The sequence below is a fragment of the Pseudomonas siliginis genome (assembly GCF_024072275.1).
Lineage (GTDB): Bacteria > Pseudomonadota > Gammaproteobacteria > Pseudomonadales > Pseudomonadaceae > Aquipseudomonas > Aquipseudomonas siliginis.
On sequence record NZ_CP099598.1, the window covers coordinates 1497922 to 1509959 of the forward strand.

Sequence of the window (12038 nt, forward strand, 5' to 3'; positions counted from 1 at the left end):
CAATGAGTTATGTTTTTAGCGACATGGAAAAATCAGAGATTTTCAACGCGGCTAATATTTGCAAAGGAATGAGGCTGAGCTCAAAACAAATTCAGTACGATGCGCTGAAAATAGCAGGGGCAAGCTGCGCCCCCCTGTACCAAAAGCTATTCGACATTATTGGTGAAAAAGTTTCTGACGTTGTAACTGCCGATAAAGAGGCCGGAGAAGTGCTGAAAAGCGCCAGACTCTGGCTTGCCGTGGCCATTGATGCCAACGGTGGAAACGGTGCCTACTCTGCCCTGATTCGTGGTTACACCTCCCGCCAGGGTGAACTGAGACTGAATACAATTTTCAGTGAAGACCTGATGCAGCTTTCATCCAACCAGGTTGCCGTCAACTTCATCAATACCCTGATCAACGGATCCCTTGCCGGTCAACTGGCGCCGTGGACGGTTCCGTCAATCAGCCAGATCGCTGAAATCGACGCCAGCGCGATTGGCGAGGCTCTGTTCAAGGAGGTTTGCGGGGAGGACGACACCGCCGTGAAACGTAACTCCGGTTGGTCTGGAACAGTCGGATTCAGCCTGCTGGGCGGTAAACCTCCCTATGAAACGTGGAGACTGATCTCTGCTGGCGACCCGAATGCGGAAGATGACGGCCCACCCACTCAGGCAAAAGCCAACCGGCTCGACGACTATAAAAACATTCTCTTCGCCATCGACGCCTACAGCGTCGGCCTGCGCGCGGCGATCAGCAATTTCGGCATCAATCCACTGCAAAGTCTGCTCTCGGTCGTACCCGAGCAAATCAATATCGCGCTGGCCAGTGGCAGTGTGAATCCGCTGATTCAGCATGTAGTCAAAGGCACACCTGTTGCCGCCGTGGTCGAGCTGATCTTGCGCTACGGCCAGAACGAATTTCTCGACATGTTCAAGCGCACTTACGACGGCGATTCTGCTGCCATACCCACCACCAACGAAACCTTCGCCAGCAACGCTTACGCCTTCTTCTCGGCATTTTCCCCGGAGCAGTCGCAAAGCATCGTCAACCGGACAATAGGCGAGTTCGGTAATGCCGATGCATGGGCAAAACTTGCAGGCGAGGCGACGCCGCTCGGTCTGGCATTGCGCAACTCTTTGCAGCAACTCAGTGAAGTCGTCATAGAACGAGCCGACGGTTATCCCGACCGCAACCTCGAGCTTTACGATCCGCACACTGGCGAAGGCTTTATCACCGCGCAGTGGCTGGCGGACCGTGCGCAGATGCTCGCCCGTTTGATTGCCCGAACCCAAGGCTCGTTTGGAGAACACTCGCTGCAGCAGTTTTCCTACTCCGATCTCGCCTCCGGCAAACAGGCGCCGATGACCACCGGAGTGCTGAACTCGTTGGCCATGTTCGGTGATGACGGCGGGCGATCTTTCGCTGGTGGCGCCAATGCCGATCATCTGTATGGCGGCGAGGGCAATGACTCCATCGATGGGATGGCCGGTCACGATGCAATTGAAGGTGGTCGCGGCAATGACTCGCTAACCGGAGGTGACGGCAATGATGAGTTGTACGGGATGGCCGGTGACGATGTTCTGATCGGAGGAAAGGGTAACGACTCCTTGATCGGGGGCGAAGGCAACGACCGTTATGAATTCGCCAGCGGCGATGGCCTCGACGAGATTCTTGATGCCAACGCCGATGGGCAGCTGTGGATCAACGGCGCACCGATTCCCGCACTCAAACGCCGCGCGCCTCTGAGCAACATCTGGTCTACCGAGGATCGGTCCATCACCCTGGCGCTTGTTGAAAACACCCTCAACATCAAATACGGCCAGGGCGATCTGGTGGTGATCAAAAACTTCCAGCCCGGGATGCTTGGCATCCGCCTCCCTGAATACGAGGGGCAGCCGCTCACTGCTGCGGATTTGACGCTTCAGGGCGACTGGAAAGCCAAAGACGCCGATCCCACTGTCCCCGGCGATCAGCCCTCCTTTGATGAGCTGGGCAACGTGGTGCTGCTGCCCAAGGTCAAACAGCGCAACAAGGCCGACGTACTTTACGGTTCCGCCGCAGACGATGTCATTCTCGGCCTGGGCGGTTCTGATCGATTGTTTGGCAAGGCTGGAGACGATCGGTTATTCGGCGACAAGCAGACGACGCTCGAAAATGCTATGGCCGACGGTGACGCCAAGGGCAAGGCAAGTCGCGGAGACTGGCTCGGCGGCGGACAAGGTGACGATTTGCTTATCGGTACGGCATCCCGAGATGTTCTGCTCGGTGGCAATGACCGGGATACCTTGATCGGCGGTGCTGGCGACGATGTGTTATCCGGAGACGAAACCACCGGTGCGCTGGAGCAGGGTTGGGCGGTCAAACACGCTACCGTCACTATTGCTGGCGGTGTGACGAGTCACCGAACGGTCTTTTCAAAGGCCTCGATAAACAGTGCCTCCGAGGGCGGTGACGACGTGCTGTACGGTCAGGGTGGCAAGGACTTTATCGACGGCGGCTGGGGGGAGGACCTGCTTGACGGCGGAGCTGACGACGATTTTCTCAAAGGCGATCAAGGTAACGACACCCTGGCCGGTGGCAGCGGCAACGACGTGATGCTTGGTGACAACCTCGATTGGGGCGGTGGCCTGCCCAGCAGACACCATGGCAACGATGTGCTGGACGGCGGCAGTGGTGATGATTCACTCGGCGGTAACGGTGGCAGCGACGCTTTGTATGGCGGCCCTGGCAACGACATTTTGCAGGGTGATGACGGCGTACTGGACGGCGTCGAAGGCGATGCCGCGCATTTTTTTGGCGATGATCTGCTGGACGGTGGCCTCGGCGATGACACGCTCTGGGGCGGCGGTGGCGATGATCTGCTCTTCGGCGGCGAAGGCCATGACGATCTGATCGGCGACAGCCCTGACCATCCGGTTCGTTATCACGGCAACGACTTTCTCGATGGCGGCGCGGGGGATGACACCCTGCGAGGCATGGGCGGCGCAGATACGCTGGCGGGTGGCGCAGGGGCTGATTTCCTCGATGGCGACGTATCTGACCTGCAACCGGGCGGAAGCAACAACGACGTGCTTCAGGGCGGAGAAGGAAACGATACGTTACAGGGTGGTTTCGGTGCCGACACGCTGTACGGCGGCGCGGGTGACGACATCCTTGCCGGCGATTACGAAAACAGCGCTGAGGCCGAGCAGAATGCCGATTATCTGCACGGTGGCTCAGGCAACGACACGCTGCTCGGAGGCGCTGGCAACGACACCTTGCTGGGCGGGGAAGGGACGGACTACCTTCGCGGCGATTCTGGCGACAACGTGTTTGATGGCGGTCCCGGTGCTGACGTGCTGGATGGCATGGATGGCGCTGACATCTACTATTTCGGCGCTGGCGACGGTCTGGATATCGTCACCGATGCCGGCGGCCGCAACATCATCAGGTTCGGTGCAGGGTTTTGCGCGCAAAGCCTGAAGGCCGACGTTATCGACGCTACCGTCGGCACGGTGTTGCGACTGGCCAATGGCACGGGCGACGCAATACTCATCAAGAATCACGAGCGGTGGAAGGATTCCACATTCAGTTTCAGCGATGGTGTTGTACTGGGTTATGAGGATGTCCTGCGCAAAACATTGCCACCGATAGAGACGGCCGAATCACTCGTACCAGAACCTGTCACCGCCCCGGCAACCCCTGAAAGCAATGTTGCGGATCCGGTTAAGCCAGATGATGTGACCGCTGCGGCGCAAGGCCCGGTGGCGTCTGTTCAAACGGTCAACTGGACCGATGAGTTCCTCGCGCAAATCAAGTCAAAACGCTCCGCCCGCAGACACGCCACAGGTTTTACCTTGAATGAGCAAGGCGTCTGGGTTCGCAGCCATATCACTACCAGCGACACCGGTTACACCACTCACACGGAGCTGATCGATGGCAGCGTCGAAGCGGGGACACTGTCTGAAACGCCGCCATGGATGAAGGTTGATGCAGGGCACGCCGTGGTCAGTGAAAGGCAGTCGACAACCACAACCCGTGTCGAAAATAAACAGGTGAAATCCGAGGGAGCGACAGCCTCTTCAAGTCAGGAGCTTCGCTATTATCGATCCGGTTCGGCCAACGGGTTTTCATTCAATTCGGGCGACGTATTGGTTGAGGACCGAGAGGAATCCGGCGCGCTTGAAGGCTGGTACGTCTATCCGGCGGCAAGCTTCAGTTCGGGCGCAACAGTGCCCAAGGCGTTTCGCTGGGATGTCACAACTGAAACGATCAAACGCAAAATCGTCCATGGCGACGATGCCGGCGGGCGAGTCAACGTCGAAGTGGAAAACGTTTTCCACGGCGGCGCGGGTGATGATCTGATCGTCGCTTATGCAGGCTCCCCACTTGACTACGGCACTGTCGGCGACAGAACACCGGGCGCGTTTTTATCCGCAGGTGCAGGTGACGATACCTTGCTCGGCTTCGAGGGCGCCGACTATCTGCTCAGCGGATCGGGTGATGACTGGCTCTACGGCGAAGACGGCGCCGACACCTACATCGTGCAAGCGCACGCCGCAGCGACCACCACGATTGCGGATGTGCCGAACCCTGTTTTCCACCGCGCAGAAGTTGGCATAGCGGGGTGGAAAGACGAGTACGGATTGATCGATCAGGACACGGTCGTTCTTCCAGCAGATGCGCAGCGCGATGCACTGCAATTGAGCTGGGGTGCTGCGCTGATAGAGACCACTCATGTCGAGCTGGAACCCAACCCGGGTCGCGCGGCTTACCGCAACCCGCCGAGAGCGAAAATGCTCCATCCGACGCTCGATATCCAATGGGGCGGGACACAGAAAGTCCGCATCGTCTGGCCCCACAACGGTGAACTTGAGGGGGCCGGTATTGAACTCGTCAAGTTCGCCGATGGGTCGGTCGCAAGTTTGAAGCAGCTCCTGGAATCAAGTCAGCTGGGACCTGCGCCCGAGACTTTTCATACGGGTGTCATCGTCAACCATCCCACCCGTTCAACTTCCTTGCGAGACGGACGAGCGCTGCCACTCGTGGGCGGTCGCGGCAATGACACGATAAGCGGCGCGGGAGAGATCCGAGGCATGCACGGGGATGACGTGCTCACGGGCAGCCCCGGTGATGATCTGCTGCTGGGTGGGCCGGGCAATGACACGCTAACCGGCGGCGCGGGAAATGATATCTACCGATACGATGGCCTCGGCAGAGACGTGATCATCAACAACGGAGGCGGCCTGGACGGGATCGATTTTTCCGAGCGCATGCTGACGATCGACAACCTGAAGTTTCACCGTGAGCGTGATGATCTGGTGATCGTGGTCGACTACGGCATGGCACCGAAAATCCGGGTTTCCAGTCATTTTGCCGAAGGTGAAAACGCTATTGGCTTCATAAGAGTCAGCGAAGGAACAGCGACTCAAGACTACAGCGCGACGCAGATTGCTGAACGTCTGCACCCGCTTCCGCCACTGAGGAATGTCGAGGATATTTTGATAAAGGGCGACGATGAAGCGCAGCGGGCAATCAAGGAAATCATTGAGTTCTACGAACTGAATGTCTGACAGGACGACCGATTGAGCCGGCCCGCGATGGCAATCCAGTCGCCATCGCGGGCCTCGCGTCACCTCAATACTGGGTCAGATCCGCTAACGGATGCCGCCCCTCCCAGACTTTATGAAAGTGCGCCTCGACCACCGCATCCGGCACGTTATTGATGTCCGGCCAGTGCCAATGCGGCTTCTGATCCTTGTCGATCAAACGCGCCCGCACGCCTTCGCTGAATTCCGGATGACGGCAGCAATTGAGGCTCAGGGTGTATTCCATCTGGAATACTTCGGCCAGCGACATGTGCCGCGCGCGGCTGATCTGTTCCCAGACCAGATGCGCGGTCAGCGGCGAGCCCTCGGTCATGGTTTTCGCCGCTCGGGCGATCAATGGATCGCTGCTGTCGCGGTGCAGACTGATGGCTTTCCACGCACAGGTGACGTCGCTGACGTCGAGCAGTTCGTCGATCAGCTGGCGACGCGGCAGCCACTGCGCTTCGGGCATTTGCTCAAGTGCCTCCTGCTGCAGAGCCTTGAGCAGGCTGTTGAGCTGCATGGCGGTCTGTTCCTGCCAGTTCAATTGCAGCAGGCCTTCGATCAATTGCGGTTGCTGTTCGTCGAGCAGGAAGCGATCGGCCAGATCCAGATCCAGCGCATCACGGCCGTTGATGTGCGCGCCGGTCAGGCCGAGAAACAAGCCGAGCTTGCCCGGCAATCGGGCGAGAAACCAACTGGCGCCGACGTCCGGATACAGTCCAATAGTGATTTCCGGCATCGCCAGACGGCTGCTCGGCGTGACGATCCGCGTGCTGGCGCCCTGCAACAGGCCCATGCCGCCACCGAGCACATAACCGTGACCCCAGCAGATCAGCGGCTTGGGATAGGTATGCAGGCTGTAATCGAGGCGATATTCCGCGCTGAAAAACTGCGCGGCCAACGGCGGGACTTCGCCGGGGTGAGCGCGGCAGGCTTCGACCAGGCTGCGCACCTCACCGCCGGCGCAGAAGGCTTTGGCGCCGTTGCCGCGCAGCAGCACGCAGACGATTTGCGGGTCATTGGCCCAGGCGTTCAATTTGTCGCTGAGGGCGTTGATCATCGACAGTGACAGCGCGTTCAACGATTTTTCGGCATCCAGGCTGGCGATGCCGATGCGTGCGCCGTCGGTGCCGGTAAGTTCTTCGAAGTGCAGATTCATCGTGACCTCGATCGGAAATTTGAGCGATCAGTATGATCGCTATGGGGGAAAGTGCCGGATCTGCGTCAGATCAATTGACAAGCGTGGTCGGCTTTCCTAGGGTTCGCCCCATTGTTTTTGCCGGAAATGACCATGACTGCTGACGACCGTATCAAACTCGAACCGAGCTGGAAGGAGGCACTGCGTGCTGAGTTCGACCAGCCTTACATGGCAGAGTTGCGCAGCTTTCTGCAGCAGGAGCGGGCAGCCGGCAAGGAGATCTATCCGCCGGGACCGCTGATTTTCAACGCACTGAACTCAACGCCGCTGGACAAGGTGAAAGTGGTGATCCTCGGCCAGGACCCGTACCACGGCCCGGGCCAGGCCCACGGTCTGTGTTTCTCGGTGCAACCGGGCGTGCCGGCGCCGCCGTCGCTGGTCAACATCTATAAAGAGCTGAAACGCGACCTCAATATCGACATTCCCAACCACGGCTACCTGCAGAGCTGGGCCGAACAGGGCGTGCTGCTGCTCAACACCACCATGACGGTTGAGCGCGCCAACGCCAACGCGCACAAGGACAAGGGCTGGCAACACTTCACCGACCGCATCATTGAGGTGGTCAGCGAGCGGCAGCCGCATCTGGTGTTCATGCTCTGGGGCGCCCATGCGCAGAGCAAGCAGAAGCTGATCGACGCGACCAAGCACCTGGTGCTGACCTCGGTGCATCCGTCGCCGTTGTCGGCCTATCGCGGGTTTTTGGGCTGTGGGCATTTCAGCCGGACCAACAAGTTTCTCGAACAGAATGGCGAAACGCCGATCGACTGGCGCTTGCCACCGATTTGATGTGTCGACCGGGTTGGCCCCTTCGCGAGCAGGCTCGCTCCCACAGGAATTGTGTGCAAGCCACAAACCCCCTGTGGGAGCGAGCCTGCTCGCGAAAAGAGCGACCCGATCTCGCAGACTTAGGCGGGATGACGATTCCAGTACTTGAACAACGGCTCCGCCAGAAACAGCACAAACAACAGCCGCATCACCTGCATCGCCGTCACCAGCGGCACCGACAGTTGCAGGGTCTCCGCCGTCAGGCTCATCTCGGCGATCCCGCCCGGCATCATGCCCAGGGTCAGCGAACGCAGATCCAGATGGGTCAATGCACTCAAGCCCAGCGCCGCCAGCGACGCGATCAACATGGTCAGCGCCGTGCCGATCAACGTCCGGCCCATGAACGACGGCGCGCGGCGGAAGAACTGCCGATTGAAGTGACAGCCCAGACCGCTGCCAATCAGCCATTGGCCGATCTGACTGCCGCCATTGGGCAAACCGATGTGCAGATCCCACGTAATGCTCACCGCCGCACTGACCAGTAACGGCCCGAACAGCCATGGATTGGGTTGGCGCAGACGCTGCCAGAGCCAGGCGAGCAGGGCGCCCGCCGGAAACAGAATCGCCAGCCAGCGCCAATCGACGCTGCCGGCGTGAGAAATCGGCGTGCCGTCACCGAGCAGATACTTGAACGCCGCCGGCACGCACAACACCACCACCAACACCCGCAGACTCTGCCCGGCCGCGACATGGCTGAGCAGTGCACCGTTACGCGCGCCGAGGTTGACCATCTCCCCGGAACCACCGGGCATGCTTGAGAAAAAAGCCGTGGCGCGATCCTCGCCGGTGCGGCGCATCAGCCACACGCCGACCACCGCCGACAGGCTGGTAACCAATGCACCGAAGAAGATCAAACCGAAATGACTGAGCACCTGTTCCATCACCAGCGGGGTGAAGTGCAGGCCGATACCGATGCCGACGATCCACTGGCCGCACTTGCGCCCGCCAGGGATTTCCGCCAGTTGCCACGGCGTCAGGCAGCGCACCAGGATGATCGCCAGCAACGAGCCGACCATCCACGGTAGCGGCCAGCCGATCTGGCTGGCGATGAAACCGCCAAGCAGACCGACCAGCGGGGTGCCCCACCAGGCTTTCAGGGACAAGCGATCAAACATCGGCAATGACGCGCCGTGCCGCCGAACGTTTACGCCAGATGCGAATCAGCGGCATCAGCAGCATGATCGCGGTGAGGATCCAGCAACCGAAGGTGATCGGACTCGACCAGAGAATCTCCAACGCGCCATTGGAGATCGACAGCGCGCGACGCAGGTTCTGCTCCATCAGGCCACCGAGGATGAAGCCCAGCAGCAGCGGCGACAGCGGGAAATCCAGCTTGCGCAGGATGTAACCGAAGATGCCGATACCGATCATCAGGAACAGATCGAAGGTGGTCGCGTGCACCGCGTAAACGCCGATCCCGGTGATGATCGCGATGATCGGCACCAGCGCCCAGTTCGGCACGGCGAGGATGCGGGTGAATACGCGGATCATCGGGATGTTGAGGATCACCAGCATCACGTTGGCGATGAACAACGACGCGATCAGACCCCAGACGATGTCCGGTTGCTGTTGGAACAGCAGTGGACCCGGGGTGATGTTGTACAGCGACAGCGCGCCGATCATCACCGCAGTTGTGCCCGAACCCGGAACGCCGAGGGTCAGCATCGGAACGAGAGCGCCGCACGCCGCGCCGCCGATCGCGGTTTCCGGCGCTGCCAGACCACGGGGATCGCCTTCACCGAATTTGCCGCTGGTGCCGGCGATGCGCTTCTCGGTCATGTAGGCCACGGCACTGGCGAGCGTTGCGCCGGCACCGGGCAGCACGCCCATGATGAAACCGAGCACGCCGCAGCGCACGTTGACGACGAAAACCGACGCCGCTTCCTTGAAGTTGAACATCATCCGGCCGGTGGCTTTCACCGCTTCCTGGCCGTGGTGGGTCTTTTCCAGCAGCAGGAGGATTTCGCTGATCGAGAACAGACCCAGCACCAGCACCACGAACTGGATGCCGTCGGTCAGGTGAATGTTGTCGCCGGTGAAACGGTACACGCCACTGTTGGCGTCGATGCCGACGGTGGAAAGGAACAGGCCGATCAGCGCCGCAATAAAGGTCTTCAACGGTCGATCACCAGCCATGCCGCCGAGACAGACAATCGCGAACACCATCAACACGAAGTATTCCGCCGGTCCGAAGGCAATCGCCCATTTCGCCAGCAGCGGCGCAAACAGCACCATGCCGCAGGTGGCGATGAACGCGCCGATGAACGAACTCCACGCCGACAGTGACAGCGCGACACCGGCCATACCTTTACGAGCCATCGGGTAGCCGTCGAGGGTGGTCATGACGGTGGAAGCTTCACCCGGAATGTTCAGCAGGATCGAGCTGATCCGGCCACCGTATTCGCAGCCCAGATACACCGCCGCGAGCAGGATCAGCGCCGACTCCGGCGGCAGGCCGAGCGCGAACGCGATCGGAATCAGCAACGCCACGCCATTGATCGGACCAAGGCCCGGCAACAGGCCGACGACGGTGCCGATCAGGGTGCCGCACAGGGCGGTCACCAGGTTGTACGGGCTCAGCGCGACGCCGAAGCCCTGACCCAAATAGCCAAGGGTATCCATATCAGTTCTCCAGGACGCTGAGCAGGCCGAGGGGCAGCGGAACATCCATCAAGCGATCGAACAGCAGATAGAGACCAACCGCCATCAGGCTGATGATGACCACGCTCGGCAGCCAGCGGCCGCCATAGAGACGGGCCATCGGTACGCCGGTAATGATGCTGGCCACGATGAAGCCAAGGGGTTCGAAGGTGCCGGCAAACACCAGCAGCAACACCACGCACAGACCGATCTTGGTCAGGGTTTCGCGATCCAGCGGCGGCTCATCCGGGTTGTGTTTGATGGGGGCCGGGCGAACCACCATGTACAGCAGCGCCAGCCCCATCAGGCCGAGCATCAGCAGCGGAAAGGCGCGTGGGCCGACGGGTTCATAGGAAAAAGCCGCTTGGTACGGCCACGCCATCAGTGCCAGGCCGGCACACACCAGCAGCAACACCGAGGCGAAAATGCGTTGAATAAGCATGGGAGCTCCTGTGCTGCGTCCCCGCGTAGGAGACGCAGCCACTAGACAGAGACGATCACTGGATCAGGCCGAACTCTTTGGCCAGCACTTTGTAGTCGGCGACCTGCTTCTTCACGTAGGTGTCCAGTTCCGGGCCGGTCATGGCGAACGGGAACAGCTCACGCTGATCGCGCAGCTTGGCGAACTCGTCGGAAGCCAGCAGTTTGTCGAACGAGTCTTTCCACCAGGCGTAGTCTTCGTCGCTGACTTTTGGCCCGAGGTAGAAGCCGCGCACCACCGGCCAGACGATGTCGTAGCCTTGCTCGCGAGCGGTCGGGATGTCCTTCATTTCCGGTTCGTCGAGACGCTTGTCCGAGAACACCGCGAGCAGACGCATGTCACCGCTCTGGATGTGCGGCATGGAGTCGGAGATGTCGGTACTGCCGACCTGGATGTGGCCGCCGAGCAGGGCCGTGGCGATCTCACCGCCGCCTTCGAGTGCCACATAACGCAGCTCGCGCGGGTTGATGCCGGCGGCCTTGGCGATCAGTGCGGTCTGCATCCAGTCCTGGCTGCCGACGGTGCCGCCGGAGCCGATAACCACCGAGCCTGGATCTTTCTTCAACGCCTGGACGAGATCGTCGAGGGTCTTGTAGGGCGAATCGCTTTTCACTGCGATGGCGCCGTAGCTGGTGCCGACGGCCGCGAGCCAGCGCACGTTGGTTTCATCGAAGCGGCCGAACTTGCCCTGGGCCAGGTTCAACAGCGAACCGCTCGACCACGCCACCAGCGTGCCGGCATCCGCCGGACGTTGTGCCACCACCGCGTTGTACGCCACCGCGCCGACGCCGCCGGGCATGTAGGTCACGCGCATCGGCTTGCTCAACAACTTCTGGTTGACCAGTGCGCTCTGCACCAGTTTGCAGGTCAGGTCGAAACCGCCGCCGGGGGAGGCGGGGGCGATGCATTCCGGACGTTTCGGCTCGGCCATGAGTTGGCCGGCAAACAGCATCGCGCCAGCGGCGAGAGCAACTTTACGCAGTGATACGTTCATTTGAGTCTCCAGAGGAGTTGTTGTTATGGATGGACCGAATGACCAAAGGGCAACGCGAAAACCTAGCGGCAGGCGCAGTTTTCTCGCGGCGCGCGCGCAACGACTGAAACAACGGAGGGGAAACAGGACTGCGGCGAGAAGCCGACGGTGCAACGGTGGAATCGAGCAAGGCGAGCAGGCATTACAGCCTCGGTGCGCATGGAGGGCATGCTGGGGTACTCCGTTATTGTTCTTATGAGTCGAAAACGCTTCATGGCGTTTTGCGTTGCGCTGTGTGGCGGCAGCGGCGACAGTCGAAACTGTCCGTGGGCCGACTCTAACCGGCTAACCTTTCAACAACCTTTCAAT

General features: G+C 60.3%; 7 protein-coding genes. 2 read left to right on the forward strand and 5 right to left on the reverse strand.

Features of this window, described 5'->3' with window-relative positions; genetic code table 11:
* Nucleotides 1-2: 2 nt before the first annotated feature.
* The gene (locus NF676_RS27565; protein ID WP_290128314.1) at nucleotides 3-5534 is read left to right on the forward strand and encodes a calcium-binding protein; all 5532 of its coding nucleotides are present in this window, start codon (nucleotides 3-5) and stop codon (nucleotides 5532-5534) included.
* Nucleotides 5535-5598: 64 nt separating this feature from the next.
* Here the strand turns inward: NF676_RS27565 and dspII are convergent, their stop codons facing one another.
* The gene (gene dspII, locus NF676_RS07145; protein WP_095180596.1) at nucleotides 5599-6711 is read right to left on the reverse strand and encodes an enoyl-CoA hydratase/isomerase DspII; all 1113 of its coding nucleotides are present in this window, start codon (nucleotides 6709-6711) and stop codon (nucleotides 5599-5601) included.
* A 132-nt stretch (nucleotides 6712-6843) separates the two neighbouring features.
* Between dspII and ung the strand changes: the two genes are divergently transcribed.
* Complete coding sequence (gene ung / locus NF676_RS07150) at nucleotides 6844-7536, forward strand: uracil-DNA glycosylase (RefSeq protein ID WP_252877641.1); 693 nt, start codon at nucleotides 6844-6846, stop codon at nucleotides 7534-7536.
* A 119-nt stretch (nucleotides 7537-7655) separates the two neighbouring features.
* On the opposite strand, the gene NF676_RS07155 is transcribed toward ung, so the two are convergent.
* The 4 genes from NF676_RS07155 to NF676_RS07170 are packed head-to-tail and all read right to left on the reverse strand — an operon-like array spanning nucleotide 7656 to nucleotide 11690.
* Nucleotides 7656-8690: an AbrB family transcriptional regulator gene (locus tag NF676_RS07155; RefSeq protein WP_056783516.1), complete on the reverse strand. Its 1035-nt coding sequence runs from the start codon at nucleotides 8688-8690 to the stop codon at nucleotides 7656-7658.
* Nucleotides 8683-10197: a tripartite tricarboxylate transporter permease gene (locus NF676_RS07160; protein ID WP_016771277.1), complete on the reverse strand. Its 1515-nt coding sequence runs from the start codon at nucleotides 10195-10197 to the stop codon at nucleotides 8683-8685. Before NF676_RS07160 ends, NF676_RS07155 begins: the two co-directional genes overlap by 8 nt.
* Before the next feature lies 1 nt (nucleotide 10198).
* Complete coding sequence (locus tag NF676_RS07165; protein ID WP_095180598.1) at nucleotides 10199-10657, reverse strand: tripartite tricarboxylate transporter TctB family protein; 459 nt, start codon at nucleotides 10655-10657, stop codon at nucleotides 10199-10201.
* Between the two features lie 55 nt (nucleotides 10658-10712).
* The gene (locus NF676_RS07170; protein ID WP_024011991.1) at nucleotides 10713-11690 is read right to left on the reverse strand and encodes a Bug family tripartite tricarboxylate transporter substrate binding protein; all 978 of its coding nucleotides are present in this window, start codon (nucleotides 11688-11690) and stop codon (nucleotides 10713-10715) included.
* Nucleotides 11691-12038 lie beyond the last annotated feature (348 nt).

Excerpts from the sequence above, each read along its gene's own strand:
- NF676_RS27565 (WP_290128314.1), top strand. The coding sequence starts at position 3 with ATGAGTTATGTTTTTAGCGACATGGAAAAATCAGAGATTTTCAACGCG.
- dspII (WP_095180596.1), bottom strand. The coding sequence starts at position 6,711 with ATGAATCTGCACTTCGAAGAACTTACCGGCACCGACGGCGCACGCATC.
- ung (WP_252877641.1), top strand. The coding sequence starts at position 6,844 with ATGACTGCTGACGACCGTATCAAACTCGAACCGAGCTGGAAGGAGGCA.
- NF676_RS07155 (WP_056783516.1), bottom strand. The coding sequence starts at position 8,690 with ATGTTTGATCGCTTGTCCCTGAAAGCCTGGTGGGGCACCCCGCTGGTC.
- NF676_RS07160 (WP_016771277.1), bottom strand. The coding sequence starts at position 10,197 with ATGGATACCCTTGGCTATTTGGGTCAGGGCTTCGGCGTCGCGCTGAGC.
- NF676_RS07165 (WP_095180598.1), bottom strand. The coding sequence starts at position 10,657 with ATGCTTATTCAACGCATTTTCGCCTCGGTGTTGCTGCTGGTGTGTGCC.
- NF676_RS07170 (WP_024011991.1), bottom strand. The coding sequence starts at position 11,690 with ATGAACGTATCACTGCGTAAAGTTGCTCTCGCCGCTGGCGCGATGCTG.